This window comes from Corynebacterium aurimucosum (assembly GCF_046895345.1).
Lineage (GTDB): Bacteria > Actinomycetota > Actinomycetes > Mycobacteriales > Mycobacteriaceae > Corynebacterium > Corynebacterium aurimucosum_G.
On record NZ_CP160096.1, the window covers coordinates 1,199,585 to 1,216,601 of the forward strand.

Below are 17,017 nucleotides of genomic sequence, written 5' to 3' on the forward strand. Positions count from 1 at the left end.
AATCAGCTGAGATGGGTCTTCACTCCTTAATCGATATGTTGTTTTTTAAGTCTCCTATCGACCGTATCCGAGTTCCGGCTCCTGCGTAAGCTTGGAAGGAGTCCATCGCTTCCCATCTGACTCACGAGGTGACTGTCGCAACCATGGTGCTGTATCCGCTGGCTCCGTCTTATTTTGGTGTCGAGCACGTCGCGATTCTTGAGCACGTCAACTTTTCCACCACGTTGAGCATCCCGGGGTTGGCGCAGCAGCCTGCGCTCGTCGACGTTTCCTTGCTCCCCGACCCCACCACGGGTGGCTGGCGCGTGCGCTCGGATTTCGGTTTTCTCGGTGCGCTCGATGGCGAAGAGTCCGCTGAGTATCCAGCGCTGAACCGGCTGCGCACAGCGGCGATGAATCCAGCAACACATGCCAGCGTCGAGATCGTGGACGGTGAGGTGGACGTTGCCGTTGCCTTGGGCCTCGACCCGTGGATGATTCCCGCGAACAATCAGCCAGCGGGTACCGCCCTGCTCAGTGGTGGATACGGCGCCCTCGTTCGTGTCACGGAGGGAGAGCTCACCGCATATCAGCTCCGCGAGATGGGAACCGAACAGCTCTTCGTGACGCTTGTGCTTCTCGACGACACCGTCCTCGCCACCCACGACAACCTCGTCCTCGGCCCGTGCGCGGAGCTCTCCGATACCCCAGCGCTGGCCGCCGCGTTCACGGCCGCCGCCCAATCCGGCGCCTCCCTTGCCGCCCGCGCTTATGTTGCCGCGGGCCGCATCGCCGTGGATCTTCCAATAGACCCCGAAGCGCTCTTCGCCCCCGCAGTACCACCGTTGCCGCTCGACCCGGACAAGCCTGCCATCCCGCCGGCGCTCGACCCCGACGCTGACTGGGAATTCACCACCCCGGCCGATCCCCTTGCCTCGCCGCTGCCGGCCGGCCCCCGCGCTTTCACGTCCCCCCAAAACACCTTTTAACAGGCACCTTATGCACTGAAGCTAATGCACTGACCTGGGTTTTCTCCGAAATCCAGTCGCAGATGGTGTCTTTACTTTGGTTCCTTTGCCCCTGCCGCGCGCACGAACCGCTTTCCGTCGACTAGGCGCGTCGCACCCGTTGCGTCGAGGTGCTCCAGTAATGGGATGGCAACCCGGCGCGTCGTGCCCAGGGCCTGACGTGCCGCCGAGAGGGTAAAGGGCTGTTCCAACTGTGCCACCACGCTGAGCGCCTCACGCGGAGCCGAAGGCAGAAGCACCACACCGTTAGCCACCCGGAGCAGGCGCCCGGCGCGTTCAGCGGCGGCGAGTTCCTTAGCCCCCAGTCCCAACTCCCTAAGATCTTCTGCCTCCGGGGCGGCAAATGGTTCGGTGCGAAGACGTTGCTCAAGTTCAGCCACTCCCCTCTCCGCAGGGCCAAGGTCGACGGTCTGCCCGGGCATGCGCAGCACGCCATCAACTGTCTCGAGCTTGGCAGCTGCTACCGCAAGGCCCAGCAAGGCCGGCTCGGTCAGACCCAGCGCATCCATGGCCGCTGCCTTCGTTATCCCCGGGGACAGTGGATTCGCCGCGGCATGGGCTTCCACAGCCTGGACCAGAGCCCTTTTCCATGCCGTGACCTGGCTGGCGGCGATCCACCAGTCGCGGAACTCTATGACTCCCGCCGGCTTTTCTGCCACCGAAAAGCCATCGCGCACAAGACCACGCAACTCCGCGTAGCCACAGCGCTTGAGCCATTGGGCCGGGTTTGTCGGTTCTATTGCTTCTAAGTCAACAGCGCGTTTCTTGGCATCACCGCGCCTATTCAGTTCGGCTGGGTGTACATCCACCACGTCAAAACCGGCCACGACGTGCCGCCCACCGGGGCTGCGCACCACAAACCTATCGAGCAAAGTAAGCGGTAGCGGGCTTTCAAGAGTTAGCCGTGCGAACTCGCTTCCTAAAGGCCGCAGCCGCGCCCCCACTCCCGCAGTGCCGATGTGCACCACGAGGTTCTGTGGAAGCTCGCTCATGTCAGTACCGAACGTTCGCCGCACATCCACGGTGTCGAGCACACGCCAGCGCCCAGGGCTAAGCAAGGCATCCCCGCGATGCACCTGGTCCGCGGCCACCCCGCGCAGGTTGAGCGCCACGCGCGTAACCGGACCAGCACTGTCCACTGCTGTGTTCTCGCTGTGCACACCGCGCACCGTGACGCGTTGCCCACTAAGCTCAAGGTCATCGCCAACCGATACCGTCCCGGCCGCTAGCGTTCCTGTCACCACGGTGCCAGCGCCCTTCACACTAAAGGCGCGATCGACCCACAACCGCACGCGCGCCGTTGGATCGGGCACTGGCATAGCGGCGAGTACCTGGTCCAACTCAGCGCGAAGCTCTTCCACGCCTTCGCCGGTCTTTGCGGAGACGTCGACGATGGGGGCGTCGGCAAGCGCTGTTCCAGCCAGTTCTGCCTTGACCTGCGCGGCTACCTCTACCCGGCGGGCAGTCTCAGCCCTATCAGCACGAGTCAGCGCCACCACGCCGTGCTCAATTCCCAAAGCGCGCAATGCATCGCGGTGGTCAGTGGATTGCGCCTGCCAGCCTTCATCGGCCGCCACCACAAAGAGCACCACCGGCGCGGGCCCCACCCCGGCTAGCATGTTGCCCAGGAACTTCTCATGCCCCGGCACATCGACAAAAGCCACATCGGCGCCGGAGCCAAGCTTCGTCCACACGAAGCCCAAGTCAATGGTCAAGCCGCGCCGCTTTTCTTCCTCCCAGCGGTCCGGTTCCATCCCCGTCAGCGCCTTGACCAGGCTCGACTTGCCGTGATCCACGTGCCCCGCAGTGGCCACTACATACACCTACATCACCGCCTGCAATGCCGCGATGAGCTCCGCATCCTGTGCCTCCGGAACGCAGCGCACATCCACCAGGCAGCGGCCCTGGTTCACGCGCGCCACCACAGGAGGCTCGCCCAATCGCAGTGGACGGGCCAGCTCTTCTGGCAACGCCACGGCCCAGCCCGGCAGCGGTACCTCGGGCGCCCCGCCACCGCCGACGCGGCCTGCATGTTCGACGACCTCACCTCCGACTGCCGCGGCTACCTTTTCCGTGCGCTCGCGGTGGCGCTGCGGACCAATGTGGAGCGCGTCCTGCACGGCGTTGGAGGGCGTGGACAGAGAAGCCTCGAGCGCGTTGAGCCGCAGCTTATCGATGCGCACCGCCCTCGCCAGCGGATGCTTCTTACACGCAGTAATCGCTTCCTTCGTGCCCACGAGCACCCCGGCCTGCGGGCCGCCGAGCAGCTTATCCCCCGAAAAGAGGACCACGTCGGCACCATCGCGAAGAGCCTCACTGGCGGAGGGTTCTGCTGGCAGCGCGTCATCTGGCCTAAGCAGCCCTGAACCGATGTCCACGATGAGCGGCAGGTCCGTGAGCGCGCGAAGCTCAGCAACCGGCACAGAAGACGTGAAGCCGCTGATCACAAAGTTGGAGGGATGCACCTTGAGAATCGCCCCGGTGTTCTCCCCCAAGGCCCGCTCATAGTCCGCCAGGTGGGTGCGGTTCGTCGCGCCAACCTCACGCAAGCGGGTGGCCGTGGACTCAATGAGCTCGGGCAAGCGGAAGCCCGCGCCAATCTCGATGAGCTCACCGCGGGAGATGATGACCTCTTTGCCGGGGGCCAGCGCCGCCGTAGCCAACAGCAACGCGGAGGCACCGTTGTTCACTATCAGCGCATCCTCCGCGCCGGGACAGGCTGCCAGCACCGCATCAACCGCCGCGCGCCCTCTATCCCGAGAGCGCAGACCACTATCCAAGTCCATCTCGACATCCGTATAGCCGGCCGCAGCCACCAACGCATCCACCGCAGCCGGTGGTAAAGGAGCCCTGCCCAGGTTTGTGTGAATGATCACGCCCGTGGCGTTGATGACGTGGCGCAAGGAATAAGGCTGCACAGCATCGAGCCTGGCGGCCAGCTCCTCCTCAATCTGGGAGGGGGCGAGGGAGCCGGAGCGGGCGTCGGCAAGCACGGCGTCGATGATCGCGCGCACCTTGTGGGGTGCACTGCGCTCCTGCGCAGTGCGCACCGCCGGGTACTGGAGGCTCTCATCCATCTTCGGGATAAAGCGGCGGGGGTCAGTCATCAAAGTTCCTCCTAGCGGCGCGGATGGCGGAGACGGACAGGAATCGAACCTGCCAGACCGAGATGCTCGGCCTCACCGGTTTTGAAGACCGGGGCGCCCACCAGGACACGTACGCCTCCGCCTGCTCACCTTACACGGGGCTACAGTAGTACTTATGACTGACATTAAACTTACGTCCTTTGCCGCCGGTGGCGGTTGTGCGTGCAAGATTCCCCCGGGTGAGCTCGAGTCTGCTGTTGAGGGCCTCGTGGGTACCGCAGACCCCAACGTGCTGGTGGGGCTTGACGACGGCGACGATGCCGCCGCCGTGCGCATCCAGGACGGCCTTGCCGTCATCTCCACCGCGGATTTCTTCACACCAATGCTCAACGACCCCTACGACTGGGGCCGGGTGGCGGCTGCCAACGCGCTGTCCGACGTCTACGCCATGGGCGGCACGCCGGTTACCGCGATCAACCTCGTGGGCTGGCCGCGCGAGGTGCTCAGCCTGGACATCCTGCGCGAGGTTCTGCGCGGCGGGATGGACGTCGCTAGCGAGGCGGGCATCTCCATTACTGGTGGCCACTCCATCACAGCCCCCGAGCCGATCTATGGTTTGGCCGCCACCGGAATTGTGGACCCAGACAAGCTCATGCGCAACGACGCCGCCGAAGCTGGGCTTCCCATCACGCTGACCAAGCCAATTGGCGTGGGCATCCTCAACAACAAGCACAAGGCCACAGGTGAGGTTTCCCAGGCCGCGGTGGATTCCATGACCGCGCTTAATCGGGATGCCTCCGCAGCAGCCGTGGCAGCGGGTGTGCGCGCGGCTACCGATGTCACCGGCTTTGGTCTTCTGGGGCACCTCTACAAGATGTGCCGCGCCTCCGGCATCGGAGCGGAGCTAGACTTCTCCGCTGTTCCTGCGGTGGACGGCGCGAAGGATGCCTTGGCAGACGGCTTCATCCCGGGTGGCTCGCGCCGCAACCTGGATTGGGTGCGCCCCCACCTCGATTCGGACTTGAGCGAAGAGGACTTGATCTTCCTCGCCGATGCCCAAACCTCCGGGGGCCTCCTCCTCATCGGAGAGGTTCCCGGCTACCCAGTTATCGGGCGAACCGTGCCGGGTGAGGCACGGATTTCTATCTCTGCTTAGGAACGCGCGCTCAGAATGCGCGCGACGCCATCGACTCCGGCATGCGTGAGGTGGTTGGACAAATTGTGTGTCACGGACTTCTCGCTGATGCCGGATACCCAGCGAATAGAGTCCGGAGCACACATGTTGTGGTCGATGGAAGCGCGGCGGAGGTCAACGTAATTGGCACCAGCAGCGGTGGCTGCAGTGTGCATCGCGGAGTTAATGGTGTCCTCTCCCAAACGAACCAAGCCCAGCACATCCATGTTGAAGCCCACCTCGCTGCTGCTACCAGAGCGCACGGGGCACATCGCGCCATTAGCGGCAGAGATAGCTGGGTACCCCACAAACGTGATGGTGGCATGCGGCGCAGCCTGACGGATCCGGTTCGTGTTATTCACCATGGCCTTGCGGTAAAAGCCATTATTGAATTGCGAGACAGCAATGTCCTGCAGGTTATTTGCGCCGAATTGTACAAAGACGTTCTTAGTAGCGGCAGTGAGGTGGTGATTGGCAATGGCGCCACCGACCTGCTGATCAAAGTCCTTCCGAAAAGAACCCTCACTAGCCTTGGCGGCCGAGCATGCATAGTTCGCAACCGAGCGTCCAGTAATCTTGCCGTACTCGCCGGCCACTGTCTTCTTGCCTTGCGGGCAGCCCTGCGGGGACGGGGCACCCGCTTCTGACTCACTACCTTCCACACTGCTCAGCCCAGCACGCACGAGATCTGCCCGCACGCCAGCGACTTGCTTGTAGCCAGGGTTAGCAAAGAAAGAGTCACCGAAGAACACCACATCGGCTCCCCGGTGCGGTTCTGCGGAGGCCGCAGCGGTAGAGAAGGTCACGGCACTGCAGGCCAGAGCAGTTGCGGCAAGAGCAGCGGAAAAACGCTTGATGCGCTGGGAGAAGGAGAGAGACATGATTCCTTAACAGAACGATTAGGGAGAACGAGAGAATGTTTACCTCGTTCTACTCAATCACATTGGTCTATCTCTTTCCTAAACCTTTGCCATTCTTGCAATTCTTTCCCATCACAAAATGAGGGTTCTTATCCACCCGTCACGACGGAAGTGCTGTAGTCACCCCGCGCTTCAGCACGCCGCTTCTGTGGAGCAATCGTGGTGGCTGGGTCCTTGACTGCTTCCAAGCCCGCGTTGAGCACACCGAAGCGGGTGCACGCAGATCCCGCCATGAGCGCGAGGCCGGACAGCACCGACACGGTGCGCGACTTGGTCGCCGCAGCTACGGCCGTTCCCACACCACCAGAGGCGATGAGCCATTCAGAAGCCTTCATGAGCTTTCCAGGCAATCCCTCATGCAGCGGCCGCCTGGGTTCCGGTTCCATGTGGTCTTCCATGATCCGCGTCGCAGCTAGGTCACTCACTGCGGCTGCCATGCCCAGTGCTCGTGCGGGTCCGGCGCTCTTCACCGGGGTAAAGGCCATGGCAGCACCCGCCGCCGCGGCCGACGCTGAGGAGACAAAGACATAGGGCAAGTGCTTCTTCGCATCGTTCCACGTCGGATTCGAAGTATTAGCTAGGAGCACAGCTGTATAACCAGCCAATGGGCCGCCAAGAACGCCCGCAACGGCTCCCGCAGGGCCCGCTGCCCGATCAAGGGCTCGGCGCACCGGCCTCGGCAACACGCCACCGATCAACTCATCCGCCTCGACAACTGCGGGTAGCGACGCAGCGGAGGCAAAACTGCCGAGAATCCACGAACCGATGGACATCGGGGAGGTCACCTTGAAAACGCGGAACATGTTGAGCAGACGCTCTGGGCGCCCCAAGTCAAGGATGAGAAAAACGGATCCCACCGAAGCCGCAGAGAACGCCGTCAATCGGGTGGAGCGGCGCAACTCCGTATTCCCCGTTGCCTGCGCGCCAGCGGCGAGTAATGCCGAGCCTCCCGAAAGTCCACCGAGGAACAGATAGCCACCAATCGGCCACTCCCACGGCGGGGCCTTGACTACGGGCTTGCCGTAATACGAGGAGAACTCGAAGTCCTCCGCCATGCGCTCTTCTTTAGAACCGTCCTGCGCACCCGCGCCAACGCGGCCGCGTCGGCGCTTCTTCCCGCCGCCACGACGCCGACGCGGCTCCTGTGGAGGACGGTACTCATCAAAATCGCTCATTTACGGCCTCCCACCATGAATGCTCCTGCCACGGCCAGCGCCATGCCGCCGATGGCTTTCACGGCCGTCTTGTACATCTGCGGCAAATCCGCTGTGGGCACGCGCGGATCCGGCGGCAGCCCATAAACCTCAGGAGAGTCGAGCAACAAGAAGATTGATCCCGTTCCCCCAACACCATCTTGCGAGTTCGCTCCGTAAAGGCGCGCTTCGGTCAGACCTTGCTCGTGGAGGACGCGCACGCGCTCCCGCGCGGCCGCGAGCATCTCCTCGTAGGGACCGAATTGAATGGAGTCCGTCGGGCACGTTTTGGCGCAGGCGGGTTGCTCGCCAATTTTGAGGCGGTCATAGCACATGGTGCACTTCTGGGCCACGCCCAGATTCTTAATAGGCATGGACTGTCCCGGCGTATGGTCGGGGCCCTGCGGCTTAAGCTGCTTCAGCTTTGCCAACACGTTCACGCCCGCGTGATCCGGAACCTGATAATCCACGGTGGCTGTCTTGTCCGCCTTCAGCGTCACTCCGCCGTCATCGCGGCGCTCAATCACGCCGAACGGACAACCGGCCACGCATGTCCCGCAGCCATTGCATACGTCATCCTGCACCACGACGGTGCCGAATTCGGAACGGAAGAGCGCGCCTGTCGGGCACACGTCCAAACATCCTGCGTTGGTGCAGTGCTTGCACACGTCGGAGGACATGAGCCAGCGGAAGTCATCGGTATCCGGGGGCACGCTTGGCGCAGAGACTGTGGGCAGACCCAGTGAGACGAGCTTGCGCCCCTCCTCGCGCGCCTGCTCAATACGCTCGTTGCTTTGCTCAATGAAGGCCACGTGGCGCCAAGTATTCGCGCCCAGCGAACCAGTGTTGTCATAAGAGTCACCGGTGACCGCGTACCCCTCAACCGGGTTACGGTTCCACTCCTTACACGCCACCTCGCAGGCCTTGCAGCCAATGCAAATCGAGGTATCCGTAAAGAAAGCCATGCGCTGATAGGACTCATAGCCGTGCTTATCAGCTTTTTCGGTCAAAAGATTAGCCATTAGTCCTCCTTAGCTTTCTTTGCCTTCATAGTCGGCGACGTTTCCAGCGGTCTCATCATCACCCGTGTTGTCCTCGGTAGCTGCTTTCTCAGTTGTGAAGGCATCTGAAACATCGAGGATTCGGTTACCCGAGTCAACGGTCAGGTGAGCCCGCTCTTGGTACTCGCGCAAAAGTTGAATACGCGCCTCGCCACGTGGGCGACGACCCGGCCGGATATCGCACGCACCGACCTTGGAGTTCTGGATGAACACGTTCGGTTCCAGGGTCAGGCCCAACAGATCATTGGCGCCGTCACCGGCTACCTCGGTCGTCCCCGATTCGCCATAGTGATACGGCAAACCGATCTGGTGGAAGTCCTCTCCATTGATGGTGAGCATCTCCATGCGGTCCGTCACCAAAACCTGTGCCTCGATGACACCGCGCGGGGACACGATGGTGGCCCACTCACCGTTGACCAAGCCGCGCTTGGCGGCCAATTCCTTGTCCACCTCGCAGAATAGTCCCGGCTGCAACTCCGCCAAGAAAGGCAAGCGGCGTGACATCGCGCCAGAGGTATACATCTCCGTCAAGCGATAGGTGGAAAAGACGAACGGGAAAACATCGGCACCGCGCTCCCCCGGCTCTGGTCGGGAGAGGTTATCTTCGCGCTTAATCGTCAGACGCGTCGGCGACTGCTGTTGCTTGTACAAAGCATTGGTGACCGGGGATTCCTGCGGCTCGTAGTGAGTCGGCAGTGGGCCGTCGGACAGCCCCTTCGGGGCAAACAGCCAACCTAGGCCGTCGGCCTGCATAATGAAGGGATCATCGCCGTCGAGGGCGTCGGGGCCGACGGCGTCGACAGGCGCGACATAGTCCGGGCGCTTCGTCACCGGGAAGTCCGGGACATCGTCACCAACCCACTTGCCCTGGTCCTCATCCCACCAGATGTACTTCTTGCGCTCCGACCACGGAGTGCCATCCGGCTTGGCGGAGGCGCGGTTGTACAGGATGCGTCGGTTAGCCGGCCATACCCACCCCCACTCGAGTGCTACTTCGTTCTGCTCCGACCCCGGAACCTTCTTCGCGGCATGGTTGATGCCGTCCTTATACACGCCGGTGTAAATCCAGCAGCCTCCGGAGGTAGAGCCATCGGTGCGCATCTCGGTGAAGGCCGGCAAGAGCTGACCCTTCTTTGGCCCATCGAGGTAGTAGCCGTTGATCTCACGCAGGATCTCATCCGAGCTGGGATCCCCGTGTTCATCCTCGGTGTAATCCCACGTCACGGACTTAATCGGCAGGTCGCGCGGGTCGGTCGAATCCGCCAAGCGCTCCCTAATCTTCTTCCCCAGGTGGTAGAAGAACCACGCCTCGCTGCGGGCCTGGCCCGGTGGCGGAGTCGCCTGGAAGCGCCATTGCACCATGCGTTGGGTCTGGGTAAAAGTTCCGGACTTCTCCACGTGCGTTGCCGCCGGCATGAGGAAGACCTCGGTACCAATCTCCTCGGTCTTGAGCTCGCCGTTCTTGACTTCTGGCGAGTCCTTCCAGAAGCTTGCCGTTTCAATCTCTTGGAAATCGCGGACGACCAACCACTTCAGCGAGGCGAGTCCGCGGCGCTGCATGCCACCGTTGGACTGCGCCACCGCCGGGTTCTGGCCGAAGACGAAGTAGCCTTCCACTTCTTTGCGCAGCATGGCTAGCAAAGTCTCATAGGTCGAGTGCGCACCGGACAGGCGCGGCATGAGGTCAAAGCCCCAATTACTGTCCTTGGTGGCGGCGTCGCCCCAATAGGACTTCATGAGCGAGACCGCGTAGTTCTCACCCAACTGCCAGAAGCCCTTCTGGTCTTCCTGCCGGAAGGAATCCAGGTAATCCGCCCAGGTCTCCTGATCCACGTGCGGCATGGGCAGGTAGCCCGGAAGCGAGTTGAACAGGGTCGGAATATCAGTCGAGCCTTGAATCGAGGCATGCCCGCGCAAGGCCATGATGCCCGAACCAGGGCGGCCCACGTTGCCCATGAGCAGCTGCAGGATTGCCGCGGTGCGGATGAACTGTGCACCCAGAGTGTGCTGGGTAAAGCCCAAAGCATAGGCAAAGCACGTCGTGCGCTCCGGGTTAGAGTTCTGCGCAATGGAATCCGCCAAGTAGTAGAAGTCCTCCGGCGAAATGCCACACGTCTCCTCCACCATCTCTGGGGTGTAGCGCGAGTAGTGGCGCTTGAGAATCTGGAAGACCGTGTTCGGATCCTCCAGCGTCATATCCTTCTCCACGTTCCACGAGGAGCCCTCAGGTTTCTGCACGTACTGCCACGAGTCCGTGACATACTTGCCCTTCTCTGCGTCGTACCCAGAGAACAGACCCTCGAGGTCCTCGGTGTCCTTAAAATCCGGCGAGATGATCGACGCCGCGTTGGTGTAATTCACCACGTAATCGTGGAAATACAGGTCATTATCCAGCACGTACTTGATAATCGCGCCGAGCAGCACCACGTCGGTACCACCGCGAATGCCAATGTGGCGGTTCGCAAAGGCAGACGTACGCGTGTAGCGCGGATCCACGTGGATAATGCGTGCACCACGCTTCTTGGCTTCAACGACCCACTGGAATCCCACTGGGTGGCATTCCGCCATGTTAGAACCCTCAATGACGATGCAGTCCGCATTCGCCATATCCTGCAGCGGTTGGGTTGCGCCGCCGCGGCCAAACGATGTTCCTAGACTAGGAACAGTGGCGGAGTGTCATATGCGCGCCTGGTTCTCCACCTGAATCGCGCCGGTTGCCGTAAACAGCTTCTTAATGAGGTAATTCTCCTCATTGTCCAGCGTCGCACCGCCCAATCCGGCAATGCCCATGGTGCGGTTGAGGGGACGCCCTTGCTTATCGACGTCTTCCCAATGCCTCTTCCGCGATTCCACAAAACGATCCGCGATCATGTTCATCGCGGTCTCTTCATCGAGCTCCTGCCACTCGGTGGCATAGGGCGCACGGTATTTAATCGTGGTGATGCGGGTCGAGGAGTTAATGAGCTGCTCAGAAGCAGAGCCCTTGGGACACAGACGGCCGCGGGAAATCGGAGAATCCGGGTCGCCCTCAATTTGGATGACCTTGTCATCCTTCACATAGACGCGCTGGGAGCAGCCCACTGCGCAGTAGGGACACACCGATTGCACCACACGGTCCGCGTCGACAGTGCGTCCGCGCAGGTCTTCACTCTTGGCTGACTGCGTAGATACGTCGCGGCCGAAGGCATCCTTATTTCGGATCTGGCGCACGACGGGCCAGTTCAGTGGGCTAAAACGTGACATGCCTTAAACCTACTGGTTTACCTACATGTTTTCCACCCTGTCTAAGACCACACGACACGGAACAGGCCTAAAAAGCGAAAAGCTGGAGCTTTGCAGCTCCAGCCTTTTAACCCTTAACCGAGTTTACTTGCGGGTCTCGGTGATGCCATCAGTATCGATCTGCTCCTTGCGCAGATCCTCGGTGTGGGTCTCGGTGTCCTTGATGGTTTCCTTGGAGAGGTTGACCTTCTCCACCGGGACGGTCTTCTTCTCTACGTTCACGCGCTCTTCATGCAGGGTGACGGAGGCTTCTTCGGTGTCGTTGTCACCGATGGTGCCGGTGTAGTTGGCAGCGTCAGCCTCGGAAATCGGAGTGCGCTCGACGCGAACCTCTTCACGCTCGACCGGAACCTCAACAGTCTCAGTATCGGTCACGACGTACTTGCGCAGGCGAGCCTCACCAGTGGCCACGCGCTCCTTGTTGACGTCTAGGCGCTCCTCGGAGCGGATAACTTCACCTTCGTTGTTGGAGACGCCGTTACCGGTAGCAGTAGCGCGGTCAGTGTCAACACGGTCGGTAGCAGCGGTCTCCTCCGTAGCATGTGCACCGGCTCCAGCCACGCCAGCGCCAGCTACACCAGCACCAGCAACACCAGCGCGCTCATCACGCTCGTCACGGTAGGTGGTGACATCCTGTGCGTTCTCGAGGTCGTAGTGCTTGAAGATGTCCGCCTGCGCCTCAGGAGTCAGAGGCTTATCGGAGTCAAACTCCGGTGCGTTCTCGATACGGTCCTTAGAGAAGGCCAGCTTGAGCTCATCACCGGTGAAATCATGACCGCGGAGCGGAACCAAGCTGGAGTTCATGCCGAACAGACCGTGGTTGACCTCAACGAAAGTCGGCTGACCGGACTGCTCGTCGACGAAGACCTCCTTGACGGAGCCCAGCTTGTCGCCGGTCTTGTCGTATGCAGTTGCATTAAACAGATCCTTGATGTTCTTACCCATTAGTTCTCTAAACCTTTCTGTATTTTGGTCTATATCGGGATGGCAAACCATAGCTCGCGCCACTACCCCCATAAACCAAGGGAAATGGAAGCAGATTTGCTTTTTCGTTTGCGCTGACACCCACCATACGGATCAAGCGACACTGCGCCACTGGAGCAGCACACGTCATCGTTGAAATCGCGCTTACTCGCAGGTCACACCATCTATAACAATTGGATTACGGGACCATTTATGCACCTCAAAGGCCCACCAACCCGACGCCCCGCCCCCTACCCCACACCCAGACCGAAACGCAAAGACATCAACCTGCACTCGCAACGTAGCACCCAGCAACAATCCTCTATACAACTCTTTACGTTGCCCACAGGGACAACCAATAAACGTTAGCTACCCTCACCCCGTTCGGCACATTCCTTAATTGGTCTACATTCCCAATCGTCACAACTCCACCATTGAGTACTCTGAACATCATGAACCAGACGAAACACTTCGAACTCAAAGTCCCAGGCGGCAAACTACTCGTCGTCGATCTTGATATTGACGCCGACAGCACCGTAATCGCAGCGAAAGTATCCGGTGACTTCTTCCTCGAACCCGAAGAAGCCTACGAGACACTAGCCCCGGCGCTGGTCGGAACCACCACAGCCACCTCGACAGAAGAGATTCAATCCCGGCTCGATGCCGCGCTTGCGCGAATCGACTCCCCCGTAGCCCTTCACGGTTTTGACACCCACCACCTTGCAGTTACGGTCAAGCGCGCGCTGTCTGGCGGCACCGACTTCACCGACCACCACTGGGAGATCCTGCGCCCAGGGGTTCTCCCCACTCCAGTAAATGTCGCGCTTGATGAAGTTCTTCTCAACGAGGTTGCTGAAGGACAGCGCGGGCCCACGCTCCGCTTCTGGGAATGGGACGACCGTGCCGTCGTATTCGGTTCCTACCAGTCCTACGCCAATGAGCTGGATCAGGAGGGCGTCGACAAGCACGGCATTGTTCCAGTACGCCGGATCTCCGGTGGTGGTGCAATGTTCATGGAGGGCGGCAACTGTGTAACTTATTCCCTGTACGCCCCGGAGTCGCTCGTGGCCGGATATTCCTACGAGGCTAGCTACGAATACCTGGACCAGTGGGTGCTCGCGGCATTGAGCAAGCTTGGCGTCAATGCGTGGTACGTGCCGATTAATGACATCACCTCGGACGGCGGCAAAATTGGCGGTGCAGCCCAAAAGCGCCGCAAGGGTGCGGTACTCCACCACACCACGATGAGCTACGACATCGATGCGGACAAGATGATGGAGGTCTTGCGCATTGGCAAGGTCAAGGTTTCCTCCAAGGGTCTGGCCAGCGCAAAGAAGCGCGTAGACCCGCTGCGTCGCCAAACTGGCGTGCCTCGCGAGGAAATCATCGAGACCATGGCTCGTGAGTTCGCCACCCGATACGGCGCCGTCGACGCTGTACTTTCCGACGACTCCCTCGCCGCCGCCCGTCGCCTCGTCGACACCAAATTCCTCAACGATGAATGGACCAAGCGCATCCCATAATTTGCGGGGGAATTTCTGGGCAGCGTACGGTGTTATAAGTTCAAGTGAACCGATCGGTATGAGAGTACCGAACTAAATGGTCCATTTCTATACAACACTGTCTAGAAGGAAAAATCTCGTGTCCGACACTCCCTCCCGCGCATCCTCGCGCACGCTGCCCTCTTGGGCCACCGGCTTTGGCGCCCAAGTCATCGCCGGCCTTATTATTGGCCTGATTCTCGGATTCATCGCTTCCGGCATGGAATCCACGTGGCTCTCCGATACCTTGTCCGGCGTCGGCGGTGCGTACGTCCAATTGCTCAAGGTGATGGTCCCGCCGCTCATCTTCGCGGCCGTTGTTACCTCGGTTGCCAACCTGCGCAAGGTGGCTAACGCCGCCTCGCTGGCAATCTCCACCCTTGTATGGTTCGCCATTACGGCATTCTTCTCCGTGCTCGCCGGCATTCTGGTCGCGCTAGTAATGAAGCCCGGAGTGGGCACGACTGTCGACGCCTCCACCGCCGCCGATCCCTCCAACGTTGGTTCCTGGACTGCATTCCTCCAACAACTTGTCCCCGCCAACTTCTTTGGACTCAAGGCTTCGCTGAGCGACGGTGAAATCTCCCTCAGCTTCGGCGCCCTTCAGCTTCTTGTTATTTCTTTGGCTCTCGGCATCGCCGCGGTTAAGGCCGGCAAAGCAGCCGATCCCTTCCTGCGCTTTACCGAATCCTTCCTCAAGGTCATCCAGGTGGTTCTCTGGTGGATCATTCGCCTCGCCCCGATTGGCACCGCCGCACTCATCGGTAAGGCCGTGGCCACCTATGGCTGGGATGCGCTGAGCTCCTTGGGCAAGTTCGTCCTCGCGATGTATGTCGGACTCGCCCTTGTCATTGTTGTGGTCTACCCTGCCGTCCTTGCGTTCAACCGCATTCCAATCATCGGCTTCTACAAGCGCGTATGGCCGGTTTTCTCCCTCGGCTTCGTCACACGCTCCTCCATGGGAGTCATGCCGGTCACCCAGCGGTTTACCGAAAAGGCCATGGGCGTGCCTAGCGAATACGCTTCCTTTGCCATCCCGCTGGGCGCCACCACCAAGATGGACGGCTGTGCCTCCGTCTACCCGGCCATCGCTGCCATCTTCATTGCCCAGTTCTACGGAATTGACCTATCCCCGACCCAGTATCTTCTCATCATCTTCGTTTCCGTCATTGGCTCCGCAGCTACTGCTGGCACGACTGGCGCCACCGTCATGTTGACGCTGACGCTCTCCACGCTGGGCCTTCCGCTCGCCGGCGTGGGCCTCTTGCTAGCCATCGAGCCCATCATTGACATGGGACGCACCGCCGTCAACGTCACCGGTCAGGCACTGTGCGCCACGATCGTCGCCAAGCGCGCCGACATCCAAGACCAAGCAACCTGGGACGCTGCCGAAGGTGGCGTCAATGACATCATGAACGCTGATGAGAACAACCGGGAAAGCGTGAACGCTTAAATATTAAGTGACGTGAAACACACATAGTTTCTGTACGGTGGAAGCTATGTCCACGTCAACCCAAGCACCACCAGACCCCAATTCCACACAACACCGCAGCGCTATCAAGGCGTCCTTCATAGGAACCTTCATCGAATGGTTCGACTATGCGGCCTACATTTATATGTCGGCCATTATCTCCCGAGTCTTCTTCCCAGAGATGGAAGGGCGCCGCGCGCTCATCATGACATTCGCACTGTTTGCACTTTCCTTCCTCGTCCGCCCCCTCGGCGGAATTGTGTGGGGACACTTTGGTGACAAACACGGACGAATTCAAACCCTGACGGTATCAATCACGATGATGTCGCTGGCGACAGCCGTGATCGGCTTCCTTCCCAGCTACGAAGCAATCGGATTCGCCGCCACCCTGCTACTTCTGCTTTCGCGCATGGTCCAAGGTTTCTCCGCGGCTGGCGAATATGCCGGGGCAGCCACGCACCTCGCAGAAATCGCTCCGACGCATAAGCGGGGCATTTACGCCGCAATCGTGCCTTCCGCCACAGCATCCGGCCTGCTATTGGGCTCCCTCATCGCAGCACTACTCACCGGCGTGCTTGACGCCGATGCCCTCATCTCCTGGGGTTGGCGCGTCCCCTTCCTCATCGCACTACCTCTGGGTCTTTACGGCCTGTGGATTCGCCGCAACGCCGACGAGTCTTCTCGCTTTGAGAATCAAGATGACACGGAAGAATCCCCTCTTCGCGAGGTCATCAAATACCCCAAGGCCCTGGCAATCGCCTTCTCGGGCGCAGTTCTCAACGCCATCGGTTTCTATGTCATCCTGACTTACCTGCCGACCTACCTCTCCCAGGAGCTGGGCATGGCGGAAACACCTGCTTTCATTGCGTCATCGGTCGCTTCCGCTTTCTATGTCGGCTTCGCACTTCTCACCGGCCTACTTTCGGACCGCCTGGGACGCCGCACCACCATGCTGTGTGCTGCACTTTTCATGGGCCTCTTCATCGTCCCTGCCTTCATGCTCCTAGACGGCGCTGGGATTCTCCTAGTCATCATCATCCAGGTGTGCCTGGGCGGCGTGCTTGCGCTTAACGACGGCGTCCTCCCCTCCTTCCTCTCCGAACAGTTCCCCACCCATGTTCGCCTTTCCGGCTTTGCACTCACCTTCAACACGGCAAACGCTGTCTTCGGCGGCACAGCGCCCATGATCGCCACTTGGCTCATTGACAAAACCGACAACCAACTGGCCCCGGCGTATTACCTTGTTGCCGCTGCGATTATCACCGGCGGAGGCGTTCTCTTCGCCTCCAAGCGGAATCGTCTAAAAGAGGTCTAGTCCA

At 60.5% G+C, this 17,017-nt stretch carries 12 protein-coding genes and 1 tRNA gene; 5 read left to right on the forward strand and 8 right to left on the reverse strand.

All coding sequences use genetic code 11. From position 1 onward, the window contains the following. Positions 1-128 precede the first annotated feature (128 nt). Complete coding sequence (locus tag ABZS45_RS05755) at positions 129-968, forward strand: hypothetical protein (protein WP_412101014.1); 840 nt, start codon at positions 129-131, stop codon at positions 966-968. A gap of 71 nt (positions 969-1,039) precedes the next feature. On the opposite strand, the gene selB is transcribed toward ABZS45_RS05755, so the two are convergent. The 3 genes from selB to ABZS45_RS05770 all read right to left on the reverse strand — a co-directional run bounded on the left by selB (position 1,040) and on the right by ABZS45_RS05770 (position 4,233). Next, positions 1,040-2,830: a selenocysteine-specific translation elongation factor gene (selB, locus tag ABZS45_RS05760; RefSeq protein ID WP_412101015.1), complete on the reverse strand. Its 1,791-nt coding sequence runs from the start codon at positions 2,828-2,830 to the stop codon at positions 1,040-1,042. After that, entirely contained in the window at positions 2,831-4,114 is a 1,284-nt protein-coding gene (gene selA / locus ABZS45_RS05765; protein WP_412101016.1) for an L-seryl-tRNA(Sec) selenium transferase, read from the reverse strand. 24 nt (positions 4,115-4,138) lie between these two features. After that, positions 4,139-4,233 (reverse strand) — tRNA-Sec (locus tag ABZS45_RS05770). 35 nt (positions 4,234-4,268) lie between these two features. On the opposite strand from ABZS45_RS05770, the gene selD reads away from it, so the two are divergent. Further along, complete coding sequence (gene selD, locus ABZS45_RS05775; protein ID WP_412101017.1) at positions 4,269-5,249, forward strand: selenide, water dikinase SelD; 981 nt, start codon at positions 4,269-4,271, stop codon at positions 5,247-5,249. On the opposite strand, the gene ABZS45_RS05780 is transcribed toward selD, so the two are convergent. The 5 genes from ABZS45_RS05780 to ABZS45_RS05800 form a co-directional block, all read right to left on the reverse strand. Next, positions 5,246-6,148: a GDSL-type esterase/lipase family protein gene (locus tag ABZS45_RS05780; protein WP_412101018.1), complete on the reverse strand. Its 903-nt coding sequence runs from the start codon at positions 6,146-6,148 to the stop codon at positions 5,246-5,248. The genes selD and ABZS45_RS05780 overlap by 4 nt on opposite strands. A 128-nt stretch (positions 6,149-6,276) precedes the next feature. After that, the gene (nrfD, locus tag ABZS45_RS05785; RefSeq protein WP_412101019.1) at positions 6,277-7,362 is read right to left on the reverse strand and encodes an NrfD/PsrC family molybdoenzyme membrane anchor subunit; all 1,086 of its coding nucleotides are present in this window, start codon (positions 7,360-7,362) and stop codon (positions 6,277-6,279) included. Next, entirely contained in the window at positions 7,359-8,402 is a 1,044-nt protein-coding gene (locus ABZS45_RS05790) for a 4Fe-4S dicluster domain-containing protein (protein ID WP_412101020.1), read from the reverse strand. The genes nrfD and ABZS45_RS05790 overlap by 4 nt, the downstream gene beginning before the upstream one ends. A 9-nt stretch (positions 8,403-8,411) precedes the next feature. Then, a complete protein-coding gene (fdnG, locus tag ABZS45_RS05795; protein ID WP_412101021.1) occupies positions 8,412-11,684 on the reverse strand; it encodes a formate dehydrogenase-N subunit alpha in 3,273 nt (1,090 codons plus the stop codon). A 123-nt stretch (positions 11,685-11,807) separates the two neighbouring features. Further along, positions 11,808-12,668 carry a PRC and DUF2382 domain-containing protein gene (locus ABZS45_RS05800; RefSeq protein ID WP_412101022.1) on the reverse strand — a complete coding sequence of 287 codons (861 nt, stop codon included), beginning with the start codon at positions 12,666-12,668 and terminating at the stop codon, positions 11,808-11,810. Positions 12,669-13,138: 470 nt separating this feature from the next. Here ABZS45_RS05800 and ABZS45_RS05805 point away from each other — a divergent pair, with 470 nt between their 5' ends. The 3 genes from ABZS45_RS05805 to ABZS45_RS05815 all read left to right on the forward strand — a co-directional run bounded on the left by ABZS45_RS05805 (position 13,139) and on the right by ABZS45_RS05815 (position 17,013). Next, the gene (locus ABZS45_RS05805; RefSeq protein ID WP_412101023.1) at positions 13,139-14,209 is read left to right on the forward strand and encodes a biotin/lipoate A/B protein ligase family protein; all 1,071 of its coding nucleotides are present in this window, start codon (positions 13,139-13,141) and stop codon (positions 14,207-14,209) included. 118 nt (positions 14,210-14,327) lie between these two features. Then, positions 14,328-15,680, forward strand: coding sequence for a dicarboxylate/amino acid:cation symporter (locus ABZS45_RS05810; protein ID WP_412101024.1), 1,353 nt, complete (start codon positions 14,328-14,330; stop codon positions 15,678-15,680). A gap of 46 nt (positions 15,681-15,726) precedes the next feature. Beyond that, complete coding sequence (locus ABZS45_RS05815) at positions 15,727-17,013, forward strand: MFS transporter (RefSeq protein ID WP_412101025.1); 1,287 nt, start codon at positions 15,727-15,729, stop codon at positions 17,011-17,013. Positions 17,014-17,017: the final 4 nt, after the last annotated feature.